At 39.1% G+C, this 26991-nt stretch carries 23 protein-coding genes and 1 tRNA gene; 23 read left to right on the top strand and 1 reads right to left on the bottom strand.

Annotation, left to right across the window (positions count from 1 at the left end; translation table 11 throughout):
* Positions 1–25 precede the first annotated feature (25 nt).
* The 23 genes from rplJ (at position 26) to G6W41_RS00120 (ending at position 26460) form a co-directional block, all read left to right on the top strand.
* Positions 26–511, top strand: coding sequence for a 50S ribosomal protein L10 (gene rplJ / locus G6W41_RS00225; protein ID WP_194170237.1), 486 nt, complete (start codon positions 26–28; stop codon positions 509–511).
* 29 nt (positions 512–540) lie between these two features.
* Positions 541–918: a 50S ribosomal protein L7/L12 gene (gene rplL, locus G6W41_RS00220; protein ID WP_103569366.1), complete on the top strand. Its 378-nt coding sequence runs from the start codon at positions 541–543 to the stop codon at positions 916–918.
* A 118-nt stretch (positions 919–1036) separates the two neighbouring features.
* Entirely contained in the window at positions 1037–5182 is a 4146-nt protein-coding gene (gene rpoB / locus G6W41_RS00215; protein ID WP_194170236.1) for a DNA-directed RNA polymerase subunit beta, read from the top strand.
* Positions 5169–9683, top strand: a complete 4515-nt coding sequence (rpoC, locus tag G6W41_RS00210; RefSeq protein WP_194170235.1) for a DNA-directed RNA polymerase subunit beta' — start codon at positions 5169–5171, stop codon at positions 9681–9683. Before rpoB ends, rpoC begins: the two co-directional genes overlap by 14 nt.
* 133 nt (positions 9684–9816) lie before the next feature.
* Entirely contained in the window at positions 9817–10206 is a 390-nt protein-coding gene (locus G6W41_RS00205; RefSeq protein ID WP_009294512.1) for a DoxX family protein, read from the top strand.
* A 135-nt stretch (positions 10207–10341) separates the two neighbouring features.
* On the top strand, positions 10342–11754 hold the full coding sequence (nhaC, locus tag G6W41_RS00200; RefSeq protein ID WP_194170234.1) for a Na+/H+ antiporter NhaC: 1413 nt from the start codon (positions 10342–10344) through the stop codon (positions 11752–11754).
* Complete coding sequence (locus G6W41_RS10055; RefSeq protein ID WP_242039876.1) at positions 11751–12350, top strand: amidohydrolase family protein; 600 nt, start codon at positions 11751–11753, stop codon at positions 12348–12350. Before nhaC ends, G6W41_RS10055 begins: the two co-directional genes overlap by 4 nt.
* A 2-nt stretch (positions 12351–12352) precedes the next feature.
* The gene (locus tag G6W41_RS10050) at positions 12353–12883 is read left to right on the top strand and encodes an amidohydrolase family protein (protein WP_242039875.1); all 531 of its coding nucleotides are present in this window, start codon (positions 12353–12355) and stop codon (positions 12881–12883) included.
* 80 nt (positions 12884–12963) lie between these two features.
* Complete coding sequence (rpsL, locus tag G6W41_RS00190; RefSeq protein ID WP_002941121.1) at positions 12964–13359, top strand: 30S ribosomal protein S12; 396 nt, start codon at positions 12964–12966, stop codon at positions 13357–13359.
* A gap of 78 nt (positions 13360–13437) precedes the next feature.
* The gene (gene rpsG / locus G6W41_RS00185) at positions 13438–13908 is read left to right on the top strand and encodes a 30S ribosomal protein S7 (RefSeq protein WP_002941142.1); all 471 of its coding nucleotides are present in this window, start codon (positions 13438–13440) and stop codon (positions 13906–13908) included.
* Between the two features lie 12 nt (positions 13909–13920).
* Positions 13921–15999, top strand: a complete 2079-nt coding sequence (gene fusA, locus G6W41_RS00180; protein WP_194170233.1) for an elongation factor G — start codon at positions 13921–13923, stop codon at positions 15997–15999.
* A 78-nt stretch (positions 16000–16077) separates the two neighbouring features.
* Positions 16078–16154, top strand: a tRNA-Arg gene (locus G6W41_RS00175).
* Positions 16155–16397: 243 nt separating this feature from the next.
* A complete protein-coding gene (locus tag G6W41_RS00170) occupies positions 16398–16547 on the top strand; it encodes a hypothetical protein (protein WP_194170232.1) in 150 nt (49 codons plus the stop codon).
* On the top strand, positions 16534–17736 hold the full coding sequence (locus G6W41_RS00165) for an Ig-like domain-containing protein (RefSeq protein ID WP_194170231.1): 1203 nt from the start codon (positions 16534–16536) through the stop codon (positions 17734–17736). Before G6W41_RS00170 ends, G6W41_RS00165 begins: the two co-directional genes overlap by 14 nt.
* Positions 17737–17847: 111 nt before the next feature.
* On the top strand, positions 17848–18225 hold the full coding sequence (locus G6W41_RS00160) for a rhodanese-like domain-containing protein (protein ID WP_103576220.1): 378 nt from the start codon (positions 17848–17850) through the stop codon (positions 18223–18225).
* A gap of 153 nt (positions 18226–18378) precedes the next feature.
* Positions 18379–18813 (top strand): Dps family protein, encoded by a 435-nt coding sequence (locus G6W41_RS00155; protein WP_009294499.1) that lies wholly within the window; start codon positions 18379–18381, stop codon positions 18811–18813.
* An 83-nt stretch (positions 18814–18896) separates the two neighbouring features.
* Positions 18897–19484: a hydrogenase-4 component G gene (locus G6W41_RS00150; RefSeq protein WP_194170230.1), complete on the top strand. Its 588-nt coding sequence runs from the start codon at positions 18897–18899 to the stop codon at positions 19482–19484.
* Between the two features lie 126 nt (positions 19485–19610).
* Positions 19611–20048 (top strand): hypothetical protein, encoded by a 438-nt coding sequence (locus G6W41_RS00145; protein WP_194170229.1) that lies wholly within the window; start codon positions 19611–19613, stop codon positions 20046–20048.
* Positions 20049–20316: 268 nt separating this feature from the next.
* On the top strand, positions 20317–21588 hold the full coding sequence (locus tag G6W41_RS00140) for an OprD family outer membrane porin (RefSeq protein WP_194170228.1): 1272 nt from the start codon (positions 20317–20319) through the stop codon (positions 21586–21588).
* Between the two features lie 93 nt (positions 21589–21681).
* A complete protein-coding gene (locus G6W41_RS00135; RefSeq protein ID WP_103631261.1) occupies positions 21682–22239 on the top strand; it encodes a c-type cytochrome in 558 nt (185 codons plus the stop codon).
* A 45-nt stretch (positions 22240–22284) separates the two neighbouring features.
* A complete protein-coding gene (gene ccsA, locus G6W41_RS00130; RefSeq protein ID WP_194170227.1) occupies positions 22285–25380 on the top strand; it encodes a cytochrome c biogenesis protein CcsA in 3096 nt (1031 codons plus the stop codon).
* A complete protein-coding gene (locus G6W41_RS00125) occupies positions 25381–25815 on the top strand; it encodes a fatty-acid--CoA ligase (RefSeq protein WP_148801727.1) in 435 nt (144 codons plus the stop codon).
* A 78-nt stretch (positions 25816–25893) separates the two neighbouring features.
* Positions 25894–26460, top strand: coding sequence for a hypothetical protein (locus G6W41_RS00120; protein ID WP_194170226.1), 567 nt, complete (start codon positions 25894–25896; stop codon positions 26458–26460).
* A 56-nt stretch (positions 26461–26516) separates the two neighbouring features.
* Here the strand turns inward: G6W41_RS00120 and G6W41_RS00115 are convergent, their stop codons facing one another.
* Positions 26517–26984, bottom strand: coding sequence for a phosphatidylglycerophosphatase A family protein (locus G6W41_RS00115; protein ID WP_194170225.1), 468 nt, complete (start codon positions 26982–26984; stop codon positions 26517–26519).
* Positions 26985–26991 lie beyond the last annotated feature (7 nt).

The raw sequence follows: 26991 nt of genomic DNA, 5'->3' as shown, positions 1-26991 counted from the left end.
AATTACCGGTCGGAAAGGAGAAAAAGTGACACATAACGAAAAAACTGAAGTTGTTGTAAAATTAGAGAGTGAATTTAAAACTGCTGAAGCTATTGTAGTTTGTGACTATCGTGGTCTTTCAGTTAAAAAACTTGAAGTTTTAAGAAATTCTGCAAAAGAACAAAATGTAAAAGTTCAAGTTATTAAAAATACTCTTGCAAATATTGCTCTTAAAAATTCTGATAAAGTCGGAATGGAACTCAAAGATACAAATATCTATCTTTGGAGTGAAGATCAATTAGCAGTAACTAAAGTAGCCGCAAAATTTGAAGAGTCAAATTCTGATCTTTTCAAAATTAAAACAGCTTATATTGATGGCGAAGTTGCAAGCGTTGATAAAGTTAAAGCTCTATCTAAAATGCCTAGCCGTGATGAGCTTATTGCGATGCTTTTGCAAGTTTGGAATGCGCCAATTCAAAATTTCACAATTGGTTTGAATGCGCTTAAAGAGAAAAAAGAACAATCAGCTTAATTAAATTAAAAAAATAATAAGGATAAAAAATGGCAATTACAAAAGAAGACGTATTAGAGTTTATATCTAATCTTTCTGTACTTGAACTTAGCGAACTTGTAAAAGAGTTTGAAGAGAAATTTGGTGTTAGCGCAGCTCCTGTAATGGTGGCTGGTGGTGCAGCTGTTGCTGGTGGTGCAGCTGCTGCTGAAGAAAAAACAGAATTTAATATCGTTCTTGTTGATTCTGGTGATAAGAAAATCAACGTTATTAAGGTTGTTAGAGCACTTACTGGTCTTGGTCTTAAAGAGGCTAAAGACGCAGTTGAAGGAACTCCATCTGTTCTTAAAGAAGGCGTTAGCAAAGACGAAGCTGAAGCAGCTAAAAAAGAGCTTGAAGAGGCTGGTGCTAAGGTTGAACTTAAATAATTTTTTATTATTTAGGCTTAATATTTCAAGAGAGAGCAGAGGCTCTCTCTTTTTTAAATTTTAGATGCCTTGTTAAAAGGCTATACTTTTCTTTCAAAATTACCACGAGGTAGATGCAATGTTAAATAGCTTATACTCAGGAAATCGTCTTAGGGTTGACTTCTCTAATGTCGTTAAAGAGATAGACGTTCCGAACCTACTACAACTACAAAAAAAGAGCTTTGATAATTTTTTAAATCTAAATAACAATCAAACAGAAAGCGGTATCGAAAAAGTTTTTAAGTCGATTTTTCCTATACATGATCCGCAAAATCGTTTGACTTTAGAATATGTTAGCTCAGAGATTGGAAAACCAAAATATACAATCAGAGAGTGCATAGAAAGAGGTCTTACATACTCTGTAAATTTAAAAATGAAAATACGCCTTATCGTACATGAAAAAGATGATAAGACTGGTGATAAAGTTGGCGTTAAAGATATAAAAGAGCAAGAAATTTTTATACGTGAAATTCCGTTGATGACAGATAGAATTTCATTTATTATAAATGGTGTTGAGCGTGTTGTTGTAAATCAACTCCATAGAAGCCCTGGCGTTATCTTCAAACAAGAAGAGAGTGCGACTGTTGCAAACAAACTTATCTACACAGCTCAAATAATCCCAGATCGTGGCTCTTGGTTGCACTTTGAATATGATACAAAAGATATTTTATATGTTAGGATAAACAAGCGCAGAAAAGTGCCTGTAACTATCTTGTTTAGGGCATTAGGATATAAAAAACAAGACATTATTAAGCTATTTTATCCGATACAAAATTTAGTTATTAAAAATAATAAATTTTTAACTCTTTTCAATCCAGAGGATTATCTAGGAAGGGTTGAATATGATATAAAAAATGAAGAGGGTGATGTTCTTCATCAAGCTGGCAAGCGTCTAACAAAGAAAAAAGCTGATAAATTAATTGAAGATGGCGTTAAATTTGTCGAGTATCCGATCGAAGCACTTATAGGTAGATATTTGGCAAACCCTGTGATAAACACAGAAAGCGGCGAAATTTTATATGACACACTATCTGCTCTTGATGAGAATAAACTTGCAAAAATTTTAGCTGAGCATGAAAGTATTGATATTATAAACAACTCTGCAGCTGGCGTTGATGACGCTATAATAAATTCTTTTATCGCCGACAACGATATGCTCAAGGTTTTAAAACAAACTGAGGGCGTTGATGATGAAAATGACCTTGCTGCGATTAGAATTTACAAGGTCATGAGACCTGGCGAGCCGGTAGTTAAAGAGGCTGCAAAAAGCTTTGTAAATGATATATTGTTTAATCCTGAAAGATATGACTTAACAAAAGTTGGTCGTATGAAGATGAATCACAAGCTCTCGCTTGATGTACCAGAGTACGTTACTTTGCTAACTAGCGAAGATATCATCAAAACTGCAAAATATCTTACAAAAGTTAAAAACGGACAAGGCCACATTGACGATCGCGACCACCTTGGTAACCGCCGCATAAGATCTATCGGTGAGCTACTTGCTAGTGAGCTTCACCTTGGTTTTGTTAAGATGCAAAAGGCTATCCGTGATAAATTTACAAGTCTAAGCAACAATACTGACGAGATCATGCCTTATGATCTTATCAATCCAAAAATGATCACAGCGACAATCATGGAATTTTTCACAGGCGGTCAGCTAAGTCAGTTTATGGATCAGACAAACCCACTTAGTGAGGTTACTCATAAGCGCCGTCTATCTGCACTTGGCGAGGGTGGCTTGGTAAAAGAGCGTGCTGGATTTGAGGTGCGTGACGTTCACCCAACTCATTACGGCAGAATTTGCCCGGTTGAAACACCAGAAGGTCAAAATATCGGTCTTATAAACACTCTTTCAACTTATGCAAAAGTAAATGATCTTGGCTTTGTTGAGGCGCCTTATAAAAAGGTCGTCGATGGCAAAGTGACTGATGAGATAGTCTATCTAACAGCGACACAAGAAGAGGGCAATGTTATCGCTCCAGCATCAACTAAGCTTGATGAAAATGGACACATTGTTGAGGATTTGATCGAGGTTAGAAAAGAGGGCGAGATGATGCTTGCTCGTAGAGAAGATGTTACCTTGATCGACCTTTGCTCTGGTATGATAGCCGGTGTTGCGGCTTCGCTTATCCCTTTCCTAGAACACGATGACGCTAACCGTGCGCTTATGGGTTCAAACATGCAACGTCAAGCAGTGCCGCTACTTCGTTCAACTGCTCCTATTGTTGGAACAGGTATGGAGAGTGTTATCGCAAGAGATGCTTGGGAGAGCGTAAAAGCAAAACGTGGAGGCGTGGTTGAAAAGGTTGATAATAAAAACATCTTTATCCTTGGTGAAGATGAAGCTGGTCCATATATCGATCACTACTCTTTAGAGAAAAATTTAAGAACAAACCAAAATACGACATTTTCACAACATCCGATCGTTAAAAAAGGTGATGAGATCGTTGCTAATCAAATTATAGCTGATGGCCCAAGCATGGAAAAAGGCGAGCTAGCTATCGGTAAAAACGCACTAATTGCATTTATGCCTTGGAATGGCTACAACTACGAGGACGCGATCGTTATTAGTGAAAAAATGATACGTGAAGATGCCTTTACAAGCGTTCATATTTATGAAAAAGAGATTGAGGCTCGTGAGCTAAAAGACGGCGTTGAAGAGATAACAAAAGATATACCAAACGTCAAAGAAGAGGAGCTTATGCACCTTGATGAAAGTGGTATTGTTAAAATTGGTACAGAGATCAAGCCTGGTATGATCCTTGTTGGTAAAGTATCTCCAAAAGGCGAAGTTAAGCCAACTCCAGAAGAGAGACTTTTGCGTGCTATCTTTGGCGAAAAAGCAGGCCATGTTGTAAATAAATCGCTCTATGCTTCAGCTTCAATGGAGGGCGTGGTTGTTGATGTTAAAATTTTCACCAAAAAAGGCTATGAGAAAGATAGCAGAACAAACAAGGCTTATGAAGAAGAGAAGACGCTTTTAGAAAAAGAGCACCACGATAGACTGCTTATGCTAGACCGCGAAGAGATGCTAAAAGTTACAGCACTTCTTTCTAAAAACCCACTAGCTAGCGATCAAGAGGTAAATAAAAAAGAGTATAAAAAAGGCTCAAAGATCAATAAAGCTGATTTTGAGAATATCAATAGATTTACTCTAAATGCTATCGTAAAGAGCTTTTCAAAAGATATCCAAAAGAAATATGACGAGCTAAAAAATTACTTCCAAAATGAGAAGAAAAAGCTTAAAGAAGAGCATGACGCTAAGATAGAAATTTTAGAAAAAGATGACATTTTACCAAGCGGCGTTGTAAAACTTGTAAAAGTCTATATAGCTACAAAACGCAAACTAAAAGTTGGCGATAAGATGGCTGGACGTCACGGTAACAAAGGTATCGTTTCAAATATAGTTAGAGAAGTCGATATGCCGTATCTTCCAAGCGGTCAGATCGTAGATATCGTGCTAAACCCACTAGGCGTTCCAAGCCGTATGAATATCGGTCAAATTTTAGAGAGCCACCTTGGTCTTGTTGGTTACCGTTTAGGTGAGCAGATCAATGAAATTTTTGAGACCAAAAAAGGCGAGTGGATAAAAGAGCTAAGAGCTAAGATGATAGAGATCGCAAGCGTTGCTAAGCTAATGGACGCTAAAAAAGCTCTTGGTAAGATGAGTGATGAGAAGCTTCTTGGGTACGCAAAAGATTGGAGCAATGGCGTAAGATTTGCAACTCCGATTTTTGAAGGTGTTAAAGCTGACGAATTCGCAAAACTATTTGAGATGGCAAAGATAGATAGCGATGGTAAAACTGAGCTATATGATGGACGCACAGGTTCAAAGATAAGAGAACGCGTTAATGTTGGTTGTATGTATATGCTAAAACTTCACCACTTGGTTGATGAAAAAGTTCACGCAAGAAGTACTGGACCATACAGCCTTGTTACACAACAACCAGTCGGTGGTAAGGCGCTATTTGGTGGTCAAAGGTTTGGTGAGATGGAGGTTTGGGCACTTGAGGCTTATGGTGCTGCTCATACACTAAGAGAGATGCTAACTGTAAAATCAGACGATGTCGAGGGAAGACTTTCTGCTTACAAAGCTTTAACTAGAGGTGAAAACGTTCCTGAGACTGGTATCCCTGAGACGTTCTTTGTTCTAACAAACGAGCTAAAATCACTAGCTCTTGACGTGGAAGTATATGATGAGGATGAGACAAATGAAACTAACTAATTTAAAACCAGTTGAGATAAAAGAAGAGCATAGACCTCGTGATTTTGAAGCTTTTCAACTTCGTTTAGCAAGTCCTGAGAAGATAAAATCTTGGAGTTATGGCGAGGTTAAAAAACCAGAAACTATCAACTATCGCACGCTAAAACCTGAGCGTGATGGCTTATTTTGTGCCAAAATTTTCGGACCGATCCGCGACTACGAGTGTCTTTGTGGTAAATATAAAAAGATGCGCTACAAAGGTATCAAGTGTGAAAAGTGCGGCGTTGAAGTAACAACATCTAAGGTTCGTCGCTCTCGCATGGGTCACATCGAGCTTGTAACTCCAGTGGCTCATATCTGGTATGTAAATTTCTTGCCAAGCCGTATAGGTGCGCTTCTTGGTATCAAGATGAAAGATCTTGAGCGCGTACTTTACTATGAGGCATACATTGTTGATAATGCTGGCGAGGCTTATTATGACAATGAAAATTCTAAAAAAGTTGAAAAATATGACGTTTTAAACGAAGAGCAATATCAAAGCCTAGCTTCAAGATATGAAGAGAGTGGCTTTAGTGCTAGAATGGGTGGCGAGGTCATCTATGATATGCTAGCTGAGCTTGATCTAACTCAAATTTTAAATCAACTACAAGAAGAGATGGAGGCTACAAATTCTGAGGCTAAGAAAAAGACTATCGTAAAACGCCTAAAAGTTATCGAGAGCTTTTTAAATTCAGGCAACCGCCCAGAGTGGATGATGATAACAAATTTACCAGTTCTTCCGCCTGATCTTAGACCACTTGTTAATCTTGATGGTGGTAAATTTGCTGTTTCGGACGTAAATGATCTATATCGCCGTGTAATAAATAGAAATAGTCGTCTAAAACGTCTGCTTGAGCTTGACGCACCTGAGATCATCATCAGAAATGAAAAGAGAATGCTTCAAGAGGCTGTTGATGCGCTATTTGACAATGGTCGCAGAGCAAATGCAGTAAAAGGTGCAAATAAACGCCCACTAAAATCACTAAGTGAGATCATCAAAGGTAAGCAAGGCCGCTTCCGTCAGAATTTGCTAGGTAAGCGTGTTGATTTCTCTGGACGTTCTGTTATCGTCGTTGGTCCAAAGCTAAAGATGGATCAGTGCGGTCTTCCAAAGAAGATGGCTTTAGAGCTATTTAAGCCACATTTGCTTGCTCGCCTTGAAGAAAAAGGCTATGCGACAACCGTTAAGCAAGCTAAAAAGATGATAGAAGATAAGACAAATGAGGTTTGGGAGTGCTTAGAAGAGGTTGTTAAAGACTATCCAGTCATGCTAAACCGTGCTCCGACACTTCACAAGCTTTCTATCCAAGCATTTCACCCAGTGCTTGTTGAGGGCAAGGCGATCCAGCTTCACCCATTAGTTTGTGCGGCGTTCAACGCAGACTTTGACGGCGACCAAATGGCTGTTCACGTACCACTATCTCAAGAGGCTATCGCTGAGTGTAAAATTTTGATGCTTAGCTCAATGAACATCTTGCTTCCTGCAAGTGGTAAGGCTATCACAGTCCCTTCGCAAGATATGGTTTTAGGAATTTATTACCTAAGCTTAGAGAGAAATGACGAAAAAGGTGCAAATAAAATTTTCTCAAGCGTCGATGAAGTAATGATCGCTGAAGAGGCTAATACTCTTGGCCTTCACGCAAAGATCAAAACAATGGTTGATAACAAGATCATCTTTACAACGGCTGGTCGCTTGATCCTAAGAGCGATACTACCTGATTTTGTCCCTGAAAATATGTGGAATAAGATCATGAAGAAAAAAGATATTGCAAATTTGGTTGATTATGTTTATAGAAATGGCGGCCTTGAAGTAACGGCTGACTTCCTTGATAAGCTTAAAAATTTAGGCTTTAGATATGCTACAAAAGCGGGAATTTCTATCTCTATCGCAGACATCATCGTGCCAGACAGCAAGCAAAAATATATCGACGAAGCTAAGAAAAAAGTTCGTGAAATTCAAAAGCAATATGGCGCTGGTCTTTTAACAGATAGTGAGAGATACAACAAGATCATCGATATCTGGACAGATACAAATAACAGCGTTGCAAGCGAGATGATGAAGCTTATCCAAAACGACAAAGGCGGATTTAACTCGATCTATATGATGGCAGACTCTGGCGCGAGAGGTAGTGCAGCGCAAATTCGCCAACTAGCTGGTATGCGTGGTCTTATGGCAAAACCTGACGGCTCAATCATCGAAACGCCGATCATTTCAAACTTCCGTGAAGGTCTAAACATAATGGAGTACTTCAACTCAACCCACGGAGCTAGAAAGGGTCTTGCAGATACCGCGCTAAAAACTGCCAACGCTGGTTACTTAACAAGAAAGCTAATCGACGTTGCTCAAAATGTTAAAGTCACAATGCACGACTGCGGTACGCACGAGGGTGTCGAGATCACAGATATCACAGAGAGCGGTGAGCTAATCGAAAGCCTTGAAGAGAGGGTCTTGGGCCGTGTTTTAGCAGATGATGTGATCGATCCTATAACAAATGAAATTTTATTTAGCGAAGGCACATTGCTTGACGAGGAGAAAGCTAAGGCGATAACAGAAGCTGGCATAAAATCAGTAAGCATTAGAACACCTATCACGTGCAAGGCGCCAAAAGGCGTTTGCGCAAAATGCTACGGCTTAAATTTGGGTGAGGGCAAACTTGTAAAACCAGGCGAGGCTGTCGGTATCATCTCAGCTCAATCAATCGGTGAGCCAGGTACTCAGCTAACGCTAAGAACATTCCACATCGGTGGTACGGCTTCTACTGAGCAGCAAGACCGCCAAGTCATCGCTCAAAAAGAGGGCTTTATTAGATATTACAACCTTAGCACATACGAGAACAACGGCAAGAAAATCGTTGCAAACAGAAGAAGTGCTGCTGTATTACTTGTTGAGCCAAAGATAAAATCAACAATCGATGGTAAAATCGAGATAGAATATGCCCACGAAGACGTAAATATCGTTATCAAAGGCAAAAAAGAAGAGGTTAAATATACAATCAGAAGAAACGACCTTGCTAAACCAAACGAACTAGCTGGCGTTAGCGGTAAGATCGAAGGTAAGATGTATATCCCTTATGCAAATGGCGATAAGGTAAAAGAGAACGAGAGTATCGTCGAGATCATAAAAGAGGGTTGGAACATTCCAAATCGTATCCCATATGCTAGTGAGCTTAAAATTTCAGACGGCGATCCAGTAACTAGAAAGATCACAGCAGATGCAAATGGTGTGGTTAAATTTTTCATACTAAAAGGTGACTTCCTTGACAGACTAAAAGATATCAAAAAAGGTCACAAAGTAACTGAAAAAGGCTTCTTTGTTGTCGTTTCTGACAAGGATGGACGCGAGGCAGTTCGCCACTACATCCCAAGAAATTCTATCATTCAAGTATCAGACAATGATGCGGTAGAAAGAGCGACAGTAGTCTCACTACCTGAAAAAGATGACAAGCTAATAATCGCTGAGTGGGATCCATACTCAACTCCAACTATCGCAGAAGAAGCTGGTGTGGTTAGCTTTGAAGATGTCGAGCCAGGATATAGTGCGACTGAGCAAGCTGACGAGGCAACTGGTCAAAGGCGTCTTGTCATCAACGAATATTTACCAAGTGGCGTAAAACCAGCGATCATTATCACTACAAAGAGCGGACATTTGATCAAGTATCCGCTTGATCCAAAAACTGCGATCTTCGTTTCAAGTGGCGATGAAGTAGCTCAAGCTGACATTTTGGCTAAGACTCCAAAAGCTGTTGCTAAGTCAAAAGATATTACTGGTGGTCTTCCAAGAGTTAGTGAGCTATTTGAGGCAAGACGCCCTAAAAATACAGCTATCGTTGCAGAGATCGACGGTGTTGTTAGATTTGACAAGCCACTTCGCTCAAAAGAGCGCATCATCATCCAAGCAGAAGATGGCACGACAGCTGAGTATTTGATCGAGAAGAGCCGTCAGATCCAAGTAAGAGACGGCGAATTTGTCCATGCTGGTGAGAAACTAACAGACGGACTTATCTCAAGCCACGATATCTTAAGAATTCTTGGTGAAAAGGCACTTCACTACTATTTGATCAGCGAAATTCAGCAAGTTTATCGCCGCCAAGGTGTTGCGATCGCTGATAAGCACATCGAGATCATCGTCTCTCAAATGCTTCGCCAAGTCAAAATCGTCGATAGCGGAAATACAAATTTCATCGTTGGCGACATGGTTTCAAGAAACAAATTTAAAGAAGAGAACGAGCGCATTATGAAGATGGGTGGCGAGCCAGCTATCGCTGAGCCGATCCTTCTTGGTGTCACAAGAGCGGCCATCGGAAGTGATAGTGTGATCTCTGCTGCGTCATTCCAAGAGACAACTAAGGTCTTAACAGAAGCCTCAATCGCTGCTAAATTTGACTATCTTGAAGATCTAAAAGAGAACGTCATCCTTGGACGTATGATCCCAGTTGGTACTGGTTTTTACAAAGATAAAAAGATAAAGATCAAAGAAAACTAATATATTAAGCCCCACCTCTGGGGCTTAATCCCTTTATAAATTTACCCACTTAAATTTACAAAATTTCAAAATTTACAAGTCGTTAATCAATATTAAATAAAATCCCTAACTAAAAATATGTAACGGAGATATTATGAAAAATGTCGATCTTGGACTTTTATTTCTGCGCTTAGGTCTTGGAATTTGCCTTTTTATGCACGGCTTTGGCAAAATTTTACATGGAGTCGGCGGCGTAAAGAGCATTTTAGTCGATGCTGGACTACCTAGTTTTCTAGCGTATTTTGCCTATCTTAGCGAGGTTTTAGCCCCTATAATGATCGCCGTTGGTTTTTACTCAAGGCTTGGCGCGCTCCTAGTTTTTGGCTCTAGTCTTGTCATTTTGTATTCGTATTTTGGCTTATCAAATTTACTTGAGCTAACTAATGTAAATGGCTTTAAAGCAGAGCTTATATATCTTTATATCGCTATGTCACTTTGCATCATCTCGACTGGCAGTGGCAAATACGCTATCAAGCAAGACTGATCTAAATTTAGCACATATTAGATGTGCTAAATTTTCACACATTTTATTTAAATTTTAAATTTATTTTATTTTTTTATAACAATTTAAGTTTGTAGCCTTTAAATTCAAAAATATCTCAAATTTAAAGGACACACGATGGAACAGACAAAAAAAGAGCCTTCGTTTTTGCTCGCAGTCACACCTATTTTAGTCATGATCGTAGGCCTTGCGCTTGGCGTTGGTTATATGAAGCTAAAGGTTGAGCCGATCATTTTGATAGCAGCCCTCGTAGCTGGTGGCATCGCTTGGAGACTAGGATATAGTTGGAGCGAGCTTCAAGAAGGGGTGATAGAGAAAATTTCAAGCTCATTGCCAGCACTTATGATACTTTGGGCAGTCGGTCTGCTTATTGGCTCGTGGGTATTTTCAGGCACCATCCCTATGATCATCTACTACGGCGTAGATCTTATAAGTCCGCAGTATCTAGTCCTAACAGCTTTTGTCATCGCAGCTATCATCTCAACCGTGACTGGCACATCTTGGGGTTCTGCAGGCACAGTCGGTGTCGCCATCATGGGCATAGCTCAAGGTCTTGATGTAAATTTAGCAGCAACTGCTGGCGCGGTAGTCGCAGGAGCATACTTTGGCGACAAGCTCTCTCCACTCTCAGACACGACAAACCTAGCTCCGATAGCAGCTGGCTCAGAGCTTTATGAGCACATCAGACATATGTTTTATACGACTATCCCAGCAACTATCGTTGCGATAGCAGCTTATCTATTCTTTGGTAGCGAGGCGGCAAGTAGTGGCGCAAATGTTTCAGAGTCGGTTTTGGCGCTTCAAGGTCAGCTTGATAAAATTTTTCATTGGAATATCATCTTGCTTTTGCCTGTGCTTTTTGTCTTGGCTGGTTCGGTGCTAAAGTGGCCAACTATACCTGTCATGATCATAGCTTCGCTATTTTCAGTGCTTCTTGGTGTTATCGTTCAAGATTTTAGCTTTAAAAATGGCTTTATCTCAGTGATGACTGGCTTTAACGTCACGATGAGCGGCATTAATATGGAGTTTTCAAAAGATATCACTAAGCTTCTAAATAGAGGCGGCGTGAGCTCTGTAAATTCAACCACTATCCTAGTCATCTGCGCTATGGGCTTTGCTGGTATCATCTCAAAAACTGGCATGCTTACAAAGGTGCTTCACACCATCATGGCAAGGGTCAAATCAGCAGCAGGCGTCATCATCTCGACTATCGGCTCATGCCTAACTGTCGCATTTGTCACAGGTAGTTCATATCTTTCTATCCTCATCCCTGGCGAGATGTTTAAAGACTTTTATAAAGAGAAAAATTTAGCAGCCAAAAACCTATCAAGAACACTTGAGGACTCTGGCACCGTGATCGTCCCACTCATCCCTTGGTCAGCGGCAGGCGCATATATGACTGCTACACTTGGTGTGCCAACGGTAGATTATTTGCCATGGGCTATTTTAAACTACATGGGTGTTGTCTTTGCTATCATTTTAGCGCTCACAGGTATCGGCATAGCTAAAATCAACAAGGAAACTAAATGATACTCATAAAAAACGTCAAAATTTACTCGCCAAAATTTCTTGGTAAAAAAGATATATTTATATGTAATGGCAAGATCGTCTGCATAGCTGAAAATTTAGAGCCAAATTTACCAAATGTAAAGGTGATCGACGCTTCAAATTTCACAGCTATACCAGGCCTTATCGATAAGCACGTACATATCACTGGAGGCGGCGGAGAGGGCGGCTTTAAGACTAGAGTGCCTGAGATCATGCTATCAAATTTAATAGAAGCTGGCATAACGACGGCTGTTGGCTTACTTGGAACTGACAGCACGACAAGAAGCGTTGAAAATTTAGTCGCAAAAGCACACGCGCTAAACGACGAGGGCATCACATGCTATGCTCACACTGGCGCATACAGCTCTAAAACGCCAACCATAACTGGCGAGATCGAAAAAGATATTGTCTTTGTTGATCCGATAATCGGCACCAAACTAGCCATAAGCGACCACCGCTCATCAAGTGTAAGCAAAGATGAGCTCGCTCACATAGTCTCCGCTGGCAGGGTGGCTGGTATGATCAGCTCGAAGTCAGGCCATACCACGCTTCACATGGGGGATGGCAAAAGGGCTTAAATTTGATCTATGAAGTGCTAAATGAGTACGATATGCCGATCACGCTACTTCAGCCAACGCACGTAAATAGAAACGAGGAGCTTTTTAAACAAAGCTTTAAATTTATAAAAGATGGCGGCTATATCGACTTTACCTGCATGCCAGGACTTACGCCACTTGAAGCTGTAAAGCGTATCAAAAAAGAAAATTTACCGACAAATAAGATAACCATTAGCTCAGACGGCTTTGGTAGCTACTCTAGCTATGATGGCGACGGAAATTTACTAAAAATTGGCATTGCTAGCGTTAAGAGCCTATACGAAGAGTTTGTAAATTTTGTAAAAGATGGCTTTAGTATTGAAGAGGCGTTGCCATATTTTACGACAAACGTGGCAAGAAGTGTGGCCTTGCAAAATAAAAAAGGCGAGATAAAAGAAAATTACGATGCAGATATTTTGCTAATCGATGAGAAATTTGAGATTAAATTTGTCGTTGCAAAGGGTGAAATTTTAAAAGATGACAGCGGTTTTATAAAAAAAGGAACGTATGAATAAGTCTAACTTATTAACCGTTATTTAAGCTTTTTTTAAATAAAATTAGGTCTTTTTAATAAATTTAGTTGAAAGGAATTATTGTGCCAACCATAAATCAATTGGTCAGAAATGAACGCAAGAAAGTGACTGTTAAGTCAAAATCTCCAGCGTTAAAAGAGTGCCCTCAAAGAAGAGGAGTTTGCACTAGGGTTTATACTACAACTCCTAAAAAACCAAACTCAGCTTTGAGGAAAGTTGCCAAAGTTAGGCTTACAAGCGGTTTTGAAGTCATCAGCTATATCGGCGGTGAAGGTCACAACCTACAAGAACACAGTATCGTTTTAGTTCGCGGCGGTAGGGTTAAAGACTTACCAGGTGTTAAATATCACATCGTTCGTGGTGCACTTGATACTGCTGGTGTTGCAAAAAGAACAGTTTCTCGTTCTAAATATGGTGCAAAACGCCCTAAAGCTGGCGCTGCTGCTCCAAAAAAGTAAAAAATTAGGTTCGCAGACGTTGCTTAAATTTGCAAACGTTTGAGTAAAATTTCATAAAAATTTGAAGGAAAAATCAAAATGAGAAGAAGAAAAGCTCCTGTAAGGGAAGTTTTACCTGATCCGATTTACGGAAATAAAATAATCACTAAATTTATTAATTCTCTTATGTATGATGGCAAAAAAAGCGTCGCTACAGAGATAATGTATGGTGCTATTAAAGCTATCGAAAAGAAAAATGCTGAGGTTAAAGGCATCGACGTTTTTAACGACGCTATCGAAAATGTAAAACCTATTTTAGAAGTTAAATCACGCCGTGTTGGTGGCGCTACTTATCAAGTACCAGTTGAGGTTCGCCCAGCTCGCCAACAAGCTCTTGCTATCCGCTGGCTTATAACTTTTGCTAGAAAAAGAAGCGAAAGAACAATGGTTGATAAATTAGCAAATGAGCTTTTAGATGCGGCAAATTCAAAAGGTGCATCTTTCAAGAAGAAGGAAGATACTTACAAGATGGCAGAGGCTAATAAAGCATTTGCTCACTACCGCTGGTAAGAAAGAATTAGTATGGCAGAGAGAAAAACGCCTTTACATAAGGTAAGAAATATCGGTATTGCGGCTCACATTGATGCTGGAAAGACAACTACTAGTGAGAGAATTTTGTTCTTCACTGGTATGAGTCATAAGATAGGTGAGGTTCATGATGGCGCTGCTACTATGGACTGGATGGAGCAAGAAAAAGAGCGTGGTATTACTATTACATCAGCTGCAACTACAGCGTTTTGGAAGGGCTACCAAGTAAACCTAATCGACACTCCGGGACACGTTGACTTTACTATCGAAGTTGAGCGTTCTATGCGTGTTCTTGACGGTGCTGTTGCGGTATTTTGTTCTGTTGGTGGTGTTCAGCCACAGTCTGAAACTGTTTGGAGACAAGCAAATAAATATCACGTACCAAGAATTGTTTTTGTTAATAAAATGGATAGAATTGGTGCAAATTTCTTTAGAGTTGAAGAGCAGATCAGAGAAAGATTAAAAGCAAATCCAGTACCTATTCAAATTCCTATCGGTGCAGAGGATAACTTTAAAGGTGTGGTTGATCTTGTAAGAATGAAAGCATACGTTTGGAATGACGAGAAAAAGCCAACTGACTATGTAGAAGAAGAAATTCCAGCTGAAGTTAAAGATAAAGCTGAAGAATATCGTGCAAAACTAATCGAAGCTGTTTCTGAGACAGACGATAGCTTGATGGAGAAATTCTTTGCAGGCGAAGAACTAACTGAAGAAGAGATCAAAAAAGGTATTAAAGCAGGCTGCTTAAGAATGACTATTACGCCTATGCTTTGTGGAACTGCGTTTAAGAACAAAGGTATCCAACCTCTACTTGATGCTGTTGTCGATTATTTGCCAGCTCCAGATGAGATCGCAGCGATAAATGGTGTTTACGAAGATGGTGCCGAAGTGACTGTTGAAAGTACAGATGATGGCGAATTTGCTGCTCTTGCGTTTAAGATTATGACTGACCCATTTGTTGGACAGCTAACATTTATCCGTGTTTATAGAGGAAGCCTTGAAAGTGGTAGCTACGCTTACAACACAGTTCAAGACTGCAAAGAGAGAATTGGCCGCTTACTAAAAATGCACTCAAATAAACGTGAAGAGATTACAGAACTTTTCGCTGGTGAAATCGGCGCCGTTGTTGGTCTAAAAAATACCCTAACTGGCGATACTCTTGCAAGTGAAAAAGACAAAGTTATCCTTGAGAGAATGGACTTCCCAGAGCCAGTTATTAGTGTTGCGGTTGAGCCAAAAACAAAAGCAGATCAAGAAAAAATGGCGATCGCTCTTCAAAAACTAGCTCAAGAAGATCCAAGCTTTAGAGTTAGCACTGATGAGGAGAGTGGACAAACTATCATTAGTGGTATGGGTGAGCTTCACCTTGAGATCATTGTTGATCGTATGCTTCGTGAATTTAAAGTAGACGCTGAAGTTGGTCAGCCACAAGTTGCTTACCGCGAGACTATCCGTAAGGCAGTTGAGCAAGAGTATAAGTATGCTAAACAATCAGGTGGTCGTGGTCAATATGGTCACGTATTCTTACGTATTGAGCCACTTCCAGCTGCTAGCGGATTTGAATTTGTTAACGACATCAAAGGTGGTGTTGTTCCAAAAGAGTACATCCCAGCTGTTGAAAAAGGTTGTAAAGAAGCGCTTCAAAGCGGTGTTCTTGCTGGATATCCAGTCGAAGATGTTAAAGTTACGCTTTTTGATGGTAGCTACCACGAAGTTGACTCATCTGAAATGGCATTTAAACTTGCTGCTTCTATGGGCTTTAAAGAGGGCGCTAGAAAAGCAGGTGCGGTTATCCTTGAGCCTATGATGAAAGTTGAAGTTGAGACTCCAGAAGAGTATATGGGTGATGTTATCGGTGACCTTAATAAGCGCCGTGGCCAAGTAAATTCAATGGATGATAGAAACGGCATTAAGATCATTGCAGCTTATTGTCCACTTGCTCAAATGTTTGGCTACTCAACAGATCTTCGCTCAATGACTCAAGGTCGTGCGACTTACTCTATGGAATTTGATCACTACGAAGAAGTTCCTAAAAACGTAAGTGAAGAGATTATTAAAAAGAGAAATGGCTAATTAGCCAAAATAGGGCAGAGCGATCTGCCCTTTAAAATTTAACTACTTGAGTAAAAATTTAAACTAACTTGCAAATTTGTCCTCATAGCTCAGCTGGATAGAGCGCAGAATTCCTAATTCTGAGGTCGTGAGTTCGAACCTCGCTGGGGACACCATTTTTATATCAAATTCTCCAAAACACAAAATCCAAAAATAAAATTTAAAAATATTTTTTGTAACTTTTGCCTTTTTAAATTTTAAACTAAATCCCTAAAATACGGCAAATTTTTACTAAATTTAACTCAAAAATTTACAACTTCACATTTCTAAAATGTCACAACTGTACCAAAGTACAATAGCTATAAAATAAATTTTTTACTTATAATTGACAACATAAAAATACGCAAAGGGGAAAAATTATGAGTAAAGTTAAAGGACTAATCAAATCAATAATCGGCACGGATGCCATCGTCGCAGTTGATGCTAATGGAAATCAAAGAACTCTAAAAGCAGGCGACGTGATCTATGACAATGAGGTCATAAAAGAGCAAGACGGTGTTAAAGGTTGAGGTGCAACCTCTTAATAGTGAAAATGAAAAAGCTAGCGATGAGACTGGCAAAGAGATAGCATCGCTACAAGAGCAACTACTAAATGGTAAAAATATCTCTGATCTTGAAGAGACTGCAGCTGGTGGTAATGCCTCAGCAGGCGGTAGCAATAGTGGAGATGGTGTTAGCCTTGGTGCTGCTAGCTTTGCGCAAGGCGGTCACTACTCAAACATCAATGCAAATTTTGAAAACCTAAGCTCTCAAGCAAATGCAAGTGCAGAGGCCTTTACAAATGTAAGCGGTGGCGCAAGCGAGGAGGGCTTTAGTCTTGATACGCTTGCGGCTGCGATAGATAATGCATATAACAATATATTGCCACAGCCACTAGAAGTAACTGTTACGGCAGTGGATGATAACGTAGTGACTGGTAATACAGACGAATCAGTAAGTCGCCATATTGATGTTGGAGATAACATTTTAGAACACAATGTTTCTGAAAGAACAGGCCTACATATCACAAACGACAACACTCCAACTTTAGTAGGTAAAGCTACTGCAAACGCTACTATAAGCATATTTGATGGCGAAGGTGAAAATGCACCACTACTTGGCACGACAACTGCTGATAATGATGGCAACTGGTCATATACTCCAACTTCGCCTTTAGCTGATGGAGATCATAAATTTACTATCGAGGCTAGCAAAGTAGCTGCAAACGGCGAAGAGCTAAAAGCTACAAGCACGCAAGATTTGACTATTGATACAGTAAATAATCAACTAAGCATTGATAGCATCAAAGTAGATCACTTTGGCGATTTAAGAGATTTCCACATGTTTAGATATCCTGATAGTATAACTAGTCATATAGATGATAGCACTCTTATCAATAGCCCAAATGATCTTGACTGGACACCAACTATAACTGGTAAGGCTGAAGCATTTGCTGATGTTAATCTTGAAATTTGGATGAAGTCAGCTTATTGGGATTCAAATATTCCAGATAAACTACTTACCACAGTCTCAGTTAAAGCTGATGAAAATGGCAACTGGAAGGCCGAGGATATAGACTTTAAAGGTAAAGCATATTTTGACCAAGGTTATGAAATAAGAGCTGTTTCTAGCGTTGATGAAGCAGGAAATGTTGCTGATTTAAGCACACCTACCACATTTTATTTTCCAGTTCCAACACCTCCAGAAGATCACCTATAAAATAAATTTAATGTGGAGAGCCTCTCTCCACACACTTAGCCTATTTCAAATACAATTTAATCCATTTAATAATCCATGCTAACATTTCAAAAATTTATTTAAGGAGAATAGATGAAAAAAATTTTACTTTTAGGAGCCGTTTGTTGCATGTTGTCAGCTGATGTTAAAACTGTTAATATAAGTCCAGATGAGATCAAAAAGTATGATCAGATCGTTGATATTAGAACCCCATCTGAATGGCAAGAGACTGGCATCATAGCTGGTGCGAAGACCATCACTTTTGATCCAAGTAATAAGAGTGCATTTTTAGATGAGCTTTCAAAAGCGGTTGATATCAAAAAGCCTATCGCTCTTGTTTGTAGAAGCGGCAGAAGAAGCACAGCGGCAGCTGCAGCTATAGATAGCTCAGATCTTAAGATTATAAATTTAGATGGTGGTATGAGTAGTTTGATCGAGCAAGGCTACAAAACTACGCCATATAAAAAATAAGTAAATTTAAAAATTCTACTTTTGACTACAAGATCAAATTTAACTTGTAGTCAAAATTTCTATCGAATAATAAAATTTATTACTTGATTAACCAGTGATTAACTCTAAGCCAATATAATTTCATCACATTTAAACAATAAAGAAGGAGACAAAATGTCAAAAGTTATTTTACAGTTAAACACAATTCAGGCTGATGCAAATGCACTTTATATCAAATTTCATGATCTTCACTGGAACGTAAAAGGTATTCAATTTTTTAGCGTCCACGAGTATACTGAAAAAGCTTATGAGGATATGAGTGAGATTTTTGATGATGCAGCTGAGAGAGCTCTTATGCTTGGTGGCAGACCTATCGTCAAGGCTGAGGAGCTAGCAAAAGTCGCTCACATAAAACACGAGCCAAAAGAGAGCTACACTCCGACTGAAGTTTTAGAGATCGTTTTGGCTGATTACAAGCACCTTTTGGGTGAGTTTAAAAAGCTTGATGAGCTTGCAGAAGGCGACACAACAACTCAGATGTACGCACAAGATCAAATAGCTAAATTTGAAAAAGCCATCTGGATGCTAAACGCAACACTTGGTAAATAATCACAGCGGGAGCTCTCCCGCTTTACCCTAAATAAATTCCACCTTTTGGCGATATAGTTTTTATAAACTTAGAGGAGCCAAATATGCAAATCAGTCAAATCGTAAGCTCATACAACACTTCAAGTGTAAAAGAAAATGTAAAATCAGAAATTTCACTTCACAAAGATGAAAAAGAGGTTTCTAAAAAGCAGCCTGAGATTTCAAATTTAAGCGCAAAAGAGATATCAAATAGCTACTTTTTGCAGTATCAAAAAGATATTACTCAAAATGCTAGTTCAAATTTACTAGCGCAAGGCGGTCTAAGCTTTAGTGTGCCTGAAAATTTATCAGACATTTTAGCCGGACTTGATCTAGCAGGCATTGGCTACAACGGCAAAGCTCTAGGAGAGCTAAGTAGTGATGAGGCGAGCGAGCTAGTTAGTGAAAATGGCTTTTTTGGCATCGCAAATACAGCTGATAGGATAGCCGGCTTTGTGCTAAATGGTGCAGGTGATGATGTGGAGAAGCTAAAAGCTGGTAGAGAGGGCGTGGCAAAGGGCTTTGAGGATGCTAAGAAAATTTGGGGCGGTGAGCTACCTGAAATTTCACAAAAGACTATCGAGAAGACCCTTGAGACGCTCGATAAAAAGATCGCCGAGCTTGGTGGTAACGTCTTAAACGTATCAGCCTAAATTTCTTGGGAGCTCTCCCAAGAAATTTAAATATATTAATGTAAGTACAAAACTAAAATTTTAAAAACTCACAAATTTTATTTAATCTTAAAAGCTATACTTTTCTCTTTATATTAAGGAGAAAAGATGAAAGCTAAAATTTTACTTCCTCTAGCAGTAGCCACTATGTTTTTGGGATGTTCATTTTTTGATGATAATCCACCAATCCGCAAGCAACCAAGGCAAGCTACTAAAACTGCGCCCGCAAAAAGCTCCATCAAAGGCTTCATAAAAGATGTCAGCTATAAAGATTCGAAATACTGCTACGAGATAGTAGCCAGCGATGTGAAAAATCACAAACTAAACAAAGCAAATTTTTGTGCAAACAGATATTATTACGATAAGGGCGATCTTGTCTATGCGACTTTTTACGCAGATAAGCTCATAGACATGCTTCTTATAAAAGAGGGCGGCTCTAGAGGCGCATATAATGGCATAAGAAAACCACAAAATGAAGTAGTCGTAAAAAGAAAAAATATAAAAACAAATATTGAGGTACCAAAAGAGGAGAAAATTTCTTTTTAGATTACCGTTGATTTACTGCTAGCATATATAATTTCATCAGCAATCAAAACTAGAACTCCTTTTAAGGGGCAAAGCAACGGCCCCTTTTTCTTTTTATCCCCACTTTAAAAGTCTCATTTGTGAAAGATAAATTATCAAAATATACTTCTTTTTGGTCAAAATCGGTAAACGATTGGTAACAAAAATACAAAATTTTATGATTTTTTAAGCTTCATCTTAAAATTTATTGATTATAATCGTCGACACAAAAACCTTAAAAGGAGAAAAAATGAAACTAACAAAAATTAGTTTAGCCGCTTTGGTTGCTTTAGGCGCATTTTCAAGTGTAGCGAGTGCTACTCCACTTGAAGAAGCTATAAAAAATGTAGATCTTTCAGGATTTGCAAGATATAGATATACAAATACTAGAGACAAGAGTGCTGATGCTTCAGCAACACCAGCAGAAGACAGAAATGAAGCAGGTCATGGATTTAAAATGGTCACTGATTTTAAAGCCGCCATTGATGATAATTTCTTTGGTGTTATCGGTTTAAGATACAATAAAGCTGATGGTTCAGGCGATAATGCAGGCAAAGGTACAGATAAAACAGATACAACAACAGCCTTTAATGTTTATCAATTCTATCTTGGTTATAAGATTGGTGGCACTACTGTAACAGCTGGCAAACAAGTTATAGGTTCATACTTTACCGATGATGCTGTTGCTACTGGTCTTAAAGTTGTAAATCAAGATATTGAAGGTCTTACTTTAGCAGCAGCAGCTTTTGATGCTATCGAAGACAACGAAGATGAGAGTAATGGCACTTTATACGAAATAACAAAAGGTACAAGATCACTTGGAGCTTATGATGTTGGCAATCTATATGCTGCAGCTGTTATTGGCTCATACGATCCTATTAACTTCCAACTATGGTATGGTAGTCTAACAAACCTAGCTGATCTTCTTGCTGCTGATGTTTCTGCAAATTTTGCCATCAGTGACGATGTTAGCTTAGGTGGTAGAATAAACTATGTAAATAGCAATGCAGATATAGATGCAAAATCATTTGCGCCTTTATCTAAAAGCATAGATGCATCTAATGGCGTTGCAAACTACAATGATGGTAACTTCTATGCTGGCGAACTTACAGCTTCACTATTTGGTTTTGACGCAAGATTAGGTTATATGGGTTGGAAAGTCCAAGATAAAGGCGTAACATCATTCAGCTTTGAAGACCAAGGTGGTCTAATAAATGTTGGTGAACTTACACTTGATCACACTTGGGCTGATGGTAAAGCTAACTTAATATATGCTACAGCTGGATATACATTCGATAAATTTACAGTTGGTGCAGACTACATAAAAGGTCATATTAAACATGCTGCAGCTGTTGGCAAAAATGGTAAAGAAAAAGTTGAAGAGATCACTCCAAGATTTGCTTATCAATATAGCAAAAAGCTAGAATTTAGTTCATACTATGCGTTCAAGACTTCAAAATTTGCTGATCAAGACAAAAAGAAAGAAGATCAGTTCAGATTTGAAGCTAAATACTCATTCTAATTCATAGCTCGTTAATCAACTTATGATATAATCCCGGGTCGGAGCAATCTGATCCGGGATTTTTAAATTTAGAGCAAAATTTCAAGGAAACTTATGAAAAATATCAAAATTTCTTTTTTGGCGTGTTTTTTGGTGGCAAATGCCTTTGCAGCTTCTCAGGTTTATTATATAGAAGCTCGTGGTGAGTTTGGTAAAGAGCTTGCCGAGATGGCAAAAAAGCAGGCTAATGATAGAAACGAAAAAGTAAATGTCTATGTCGATGAAGATCCAAGACGCTATAAAGACAATAGGATTTTAAAATTTGGCGTTGATAGAAAAGGTAGATATAGTGTCTCTTTAGGAAAAGAGCTTTATGAAAAACAATGCGCTAGTTGCCATGGCGAAAGTGCAGATAAAAGACCGTTTGGCTCAACGCCGCTTAAAAACATGGATGCTAAAGATATAGAAGATAGTATCATCTCTTATAGAAGTGACTCAAGCTTTGGTGGTAGCGGTAAAAACGTAATGCAAAACCAAGCTAAGATCATCTCAAACAATGATCTAGGTGCAATATTAGCTTATCTAAAAGGCAAAGATGCACTTGCAGATCAAGATACAAACGAAAATAAACCAGTTTCAACCGAAACAAAGCAGGGCAGTTATTTAAGATAAATTTCACTTCGGTAGCTTTGCCACAATATAAATAAAAGGAAGCAGATGTTAAATCCAAAAACATTATTTTTAAGTATGGGCTCAGCTATCGTTTTGATGATAATCTTTGCCGTAGCTAGTGGAGCCGCCACAATAATAGAGAGCAAAACTAGCACCGAAGCAGCTTGGTACTATGTTTATGGCGCTAGCTGGTTTGCGCTCATTCAACTACTTCTTGGTATAAATTTAGCCTTTAACATCTTTAGATACAATCTAATCGATCCTAAAAAACTGCCATCGCTCATCTTTCACTTAGGTTTTATCGTCATCTTAATTGGTGCTGGCATCACAAGATACCTTGGCTTTGAAGCTGATATGCATATACGTGAAAACACTGCTTCAAACGTTGTTAGCACGAAGGTTTCATATATAAATTTAACAGCGCTTAACGACAAAGGCGAGGAGATCAGCTCGGCTATGCCCTTAGGACTTGCTGATGTAAAGAAGGGCTTTGATCTAAAACTAAAAACAGCAGATGGAGAGGCTAGTTTAAAATTTAAAGAATTTGTGCCAAATGCAAGTTATAAATTTGTAAATGATGATAGCGGAAAGCCTGTCGTTGAGTTTGTAGTCTCAAACGAGAGCGAAAGTGAAGAGATATTTTTACTTGAAGAAGAAGAGGCGAGGGTTGGAGATATCAGCTTTATCTTTAATGCTAAACCAGATGAAAATAAAAAATATGTTCTTTTTAGACTAAATGATGGAAATTTCACTGTTACTTCAAATGCTGATCTTTCAAAATTTACTATGGCAGATAGCTCAAAAACTGAGCTAAAAGCTGGCAGCGTGAATGAATTTGGCACAGGCAGCTTATATACTATCTCAAATATAAATTTTGCCCCAAGGCTAGTCTCAGCACACGCCACAAGAAAGCTAGTTAGCTCAAAGGATAGTGAGTTTAACGCATTGATAGCTGAGCTAAACTACAAAGGTGAGAGTAAAGAGATGCATGTATTTTACAACCTAATGGAGCCTTCACGTATCGCTGTGGCTGGACAGAAATTTAACGCTTCATGGGGAGCTCAGCAGATAAAACTTCCATTTAGCCTCTACCTAAAGGACTTTGAGCTAAAAAGATATCCTGGCTCAAATTCTCCTATGAGCTACTCAAGCGAGGTTGTGGTAAAAGATGGCACAAATGATCCTGGGTTTGACTATAGAATTTATATGAACCACGTGCTTGATTATGATGGATATAGATTTTTCCAAAGCTCATACGATACTGACGAGAAAGGTACGATCCTCTCTGTCAATAAAGACCCAGGCAAGATCCCGACATATATCGGCTACTTTTTGCTAGGTCTTGGCTTCTTGCTAAATGTCATAAATCCTAACAGCCGCTTTAGAAAGCTCGCAAAACTAATAGATAATGAATCAACAAAAAGCGGTAAAAAAGTAGCTACTCTCATAGCGGTCTTACTTTTAGGCTTAAATTTTAGCTCGCTAAAGGCAGAGGATTTCTTGCCGCATATCAGCAAAGAGCATGCAGACAAGCTTGCTAGGCTTATCGTGCAAAGTCCAGATGGCAGGATGAAGCCATTTGATACGCTTAGCAAAGAGGTTTTAAACAAAATTCATAGAGGCGAGAGCATAGGTGGCCTAAATTCAAACCAAGCGATGCTTTCTATAATGGTAACGCCTGATTTTTGGCGAAATGAGAAGATCATCGCACTTGGTCAAAGCAAGGAGCTAAAAAAAGAGCTAGGCGTCGATGAAAATGCAAGATACGCAAGCTTTGATGAATTTTTTAAAGCGACAAAAGATGGTGGAAGCGAGTATAAACTAACAAAATTTGCCGAGATAGCAAACCGCAAACACCCAGGCTCACGCAATACTTTTGACAAAGATGTGATAAAGATCGACGAGAGACTAAATGTATTTTATATGATATTTATCGGTGAAATTTTCAAAATTTTCCCAAAACAAGATGATCCGTCAAATTCTTGGTATTCGCCAGCTAGTGCGATGATGTACTTCTCGCCAAAAGAGGCTGAGCTAGTCGTTGGTATGATGAGAGAGTATTTCTCAGCTGTTGATGCAGCCTCAAAGGATAATGACTGGAGTAAGGCGGATGCGGCGCTTGAGAAAATTTCAGCCTATCAGCACAAATACGGCTCTGCCGTCATGCCAAGTGAGAAAAAAATAGACATAGAAATTTTATTTAATAAATTTCAAGTATTTGACCGCTTGACGCCGATATATCTTTTGGCTGGACTTGCGCTTTTACTATTTGTTTTTGTCAAGATGCTAGCACCAAAAGTACAGATAAATGGCATAGTTAAAGCCGTATATATTATAAATTTACTAGCCTTTCTTGCGCACACGGTAGGTCTTGGACTTCGCTGGTATATCGCCGAGCACGCACCTTGGAGTAACGCATACGAGTCGATGGTTTATATCGCTTGGGCGCTTGGACTTTCAGGCATCATCTTTGCAAAACGCAGTCCGATCGCACTTGCGCTTACATCTATATTAGCTGGTGTTACGCTATTTGTCGCACACCTTAGCTGGATGGATCCGCAGATCACGACGCTTGTGCCTGTGCTTCAGAGCTACTGGCTAACTATCCACGTCTCTATCATAACCGCAAGTTATGGCTTTTTGGGTCTTTGCTCACTGCTTGGCGGCTTTACTTTGCTGCTTATCATCTTGCAAAACAAGAAAAAGCCAAATACAGAGATCGCGCGCAATATCACTGAAGCGACACGCATAAATGAGATGGCGATGATACTAGGTCTTAGCTTGCTCACGCTTGGAAACTTTTTAGGTGGCGTCTGGGCGAATGAGAGCTGGGGTAGATACTGGGGCTGGGATAGCAAGGAGACTTGGGCACTAGTTTCGATCCTTGTCTATGCGGCAGTGCTTCACATGAGATTTATACCAAAGCTTAATAATCAATACGCATTTGCTGTTGCATCATTTTTTGCCTATTGGTCGATCATAATGACCTATTTTGGGGTAAATTTCTATCTAGCTGGCATGCACTCATACGCAGCTGGAGATCCGCTTCCAGTGCCTGATTTTGTCTGGATAAGCATCGCCATTATGATAGCGATGAGCGTTCTTGCATTTATGAAACGCTCTCTTTGCACAAGGTTATAGATGCTTCTTAAAGGCTTGATAGTCTTTTTTATTTTTTTGCTTATAGTGGCCATTTGTGCGCTAGTCTATCTTTTGCTAAAAAACAAAGATCATCAAGTCTTGGCAAGAGGGCTAGAAGCTGAGAGTGAAGAAGAGATCACGATCGAAAAGCTTGAAGAACTTGCTGGTGATAAAACTCTAAGCAAAAACGAGCTTTTCGAGCTTATACAAATTTTTGGAGAGAAATTTATAATACCAGCGAAAAAAAATCAGGTTGCTCCAAAAGAAGCTAGCAACTACATAAATTTTATAATCCTAATCTGCTCTCATCAAAATGCCGACGCAAAGCTTATTAGCTTTTTAGACAAAGAGGCTAAAAAGAAAAATCCAAGCTATGTTGCAGAGATCGAAGATAGTGAGAGGATAGGCATAGAAAACCGCAAAAATCGCAGGTAAAATTAACTTTTTTAAATTTAAGAACGCAAAACGTCGTTAGCAAAACTCAAATTTACAAAGCAAAAATAGGAGTGCAATTTGGACATCAATGATCTCTATGCTAGTTTAGTCTTTTTGCCGATAGTGCTAGCTATTTTGTTGATGATCTTTGCTGGCAGGCGAAATATAAAAGTCTATCTGAGTAAATTTGACTTGATCGGACTGCATCTCATTTTTCCACTCGTGATATTTCCCATCTTTGTAGCTATCTTTTGTGCAGTATGTGAGTATTTTGACGTTTCAAACGATGATGGGTTAGCTTATATTTTTTACACTATGCTTTTTATAATAGCTATTTACGCCGTTTTTGGCTTTTACGTTTGCATTAAATACAATCACGGCTTTATAAACTGCTTTTGGGCGCTTCTTTTAAGATTTAGCTTCATGACTCCGCTTGTTTATTTGCTATTTTTAGGTGGCAAAGGACGTGACAAAAATGGCAATGAGATAACCCCTGAAAATGTGAAAAATTTAAGCCTTGTTGGAAAGCTTAGATTTTCGCTTTATAATATGATCATCTTTAGAAAAAATTATGACAAAGATAAAGTTGCAGGCAGGGATGAGATAAATTCAAGCGACAAAGCTCTCATCTCAAAAGAGGTTTAAAATAAAAAGCAGGGAGAGTTAAATTTAAAAAGAGCCAGCAAGATAGCTAGCTCAGCTTACGGCAAAACTACGCCAAATTTCATAGCCACACCATATATCATCGCACTAATAATGCCAGCGAAAAATCCAGCAACCATATCATCACCCATAACGCCAAGTCCGCCCTTTACGTTGCGGTCTATCCTGCCAATGATCGATGGTTTTTTGATATCAAGCACTCTAAAAAGCACGAGTGAGAGAACTAGCTGTGAGATAGTCGCTCCGCTAATGGCGATAGCGAGCCAAACGCCAGCAACTTCGTCGATCACAATAAAGCTCTCGTCGTGTGAATTTATCTTTTTTTCAAAATCATCAATGACGCTGATGCTCACCAAAAATAACAAAATGCTAGCTAGCAAAAGCGTGGTAGATGAGAAAAAATATAACACAAAATAAGCCGCCACAGCTCCAGCCACCGAGCCCCAAGTGCCAGGTGCCTTTGGTAAAAGTCCAAATCCAAAAAATGTCAAAAATAGCTTTTGCATAAATTTC

The sequence above is a fragment of the Campylobacter concisus genome (assembly GCF_015230035.1).
Lineage (GTDB): Bacteria > Campylobacterota > Campylobacteria > Campylobacterales > Campylobacteraceae > Campylobacter_A > Campylobacter_A concisus_BK.
Note: the sequence above shows the minus strand (reverse complement) of the source record. Positions and strands in the feature narration are given on the sequence as shown.

Coding starts and splice junctions, on each gene's coding strand:
- rplL (WP_103569366.1), top strand. CDS start 541: ATGGCAATTACAAAAGAAGACGTATTAGAGTTTATATCTAATCTTTCT.
- rpoB (WP_194170236.1), top strand. CDS start 1,037: ATGTTAAATAGCTTATACTCAGGAAATCGTCTTAGGGTTGACTTCTCT.
- rpoC (WP_194170235.1), top strand. CDS start 5,169: ATGAAACTAACTAATTTAAAACCAGTTGAGATAAAAGAAGAGCATAGA.
- G6W41_RS00205 (WP_009294512.1), top strand. CDS start 9,817: ATGAAAAATGTCGATCTTGGACTTTTATTTCTGCGCTTAGGTCTTGGA.
- nhaC (WP_194170234.1), top strand. CDS start 10,342: ATGGAACAGACAAAAAAAGAGCCTTCGTTTTTGCTCGCAGTCACACCT.
- G6W41_RS10055 (WP_242039876.1), top strand. CDS start 11,751: ATGATACTCATAAAAAACGTCAAAATTTACTCGCCAAAATTTCTTGGT.
- rpsG (WP_002941142.1), top strand. CDS start 13,438: ATGAGAAGAAGAAAAGCTCCTGTAAGGGAAGTTTTACCTGATCCGATT.
- fusA (WP_194170233.1), top strand. CDS start 13,921: ATGGCAGAGAGAAAAACGCCTTTACATAAGGTAAGAAATATCGGTATT.
- G6W41_RS00170 (WP_194170232.1), top strand. CDS start 16,398: ATGAGTAAAGTTAAAGGACTAATCAAATCAATAATCGGCACGGATGCC.
- G6W41_RS00160 (WP_103576220.1), top strand. CDS start 17,848: ATGAAAAAAATTTTACTTTTAGGAGCCGTTTGTTGCATGTTGTCAGCT.
- G6W41_RS00155 (WP_009294499.1), top strand. CDS start 18,379: ATGTCAAAAGTTATTTTACAGTTAAACACAATTCAGGCTGATGCAAAT.
- G6W41_RS00150 (WP_194170230.1), top strand. CDS start 18,897: ATGCAAATCAGTCAAATCGTAAGCTCATACAACACTTCAAGTGTAAAA.
- G6W41_RS00145 (WP_194170229.1), top strand. CDS start 19,611: ATGAAAGCTAAAATTTTACTTCCTCTAGCAGTAGCCACTATGTTTTTG.
- G6W41_RS00140 (WP_194170228.1), top strand. CDS start 20,317: ATGAAACTAACAAAAATTAGTTTAGCCGCTTTGGTTGCTTTAGGCGCA.
- G6W41_RS00135 (WP_103631261.1), top strand. CDS start 21,682: ATGAAAAATATCAAAATTTCTTTTTTGGCGTGTTTTTTGGTGGCAAAT.
- ccsA (WP_194170227.1), top strand. CDS start 22,285: ATGTTAAATCCAAAAACATTATTTTTAAGTATGGGCTCAGCTATCGTT.
- G6W41_RS00125 (WP_148801727.1), top strand. CDS start 25,381: ATGCTTCTTAAAGGCTTGATAGTCTTTTTTATTTTTTTGCTTATAGTG.
- G6W41_RS00115 (WP_194170225.1), bottom strand. CDS start 26,984: ATGCAAAAGCTATTTTTGACATTTTTTGGATTTGGACTTTTACCAAAG.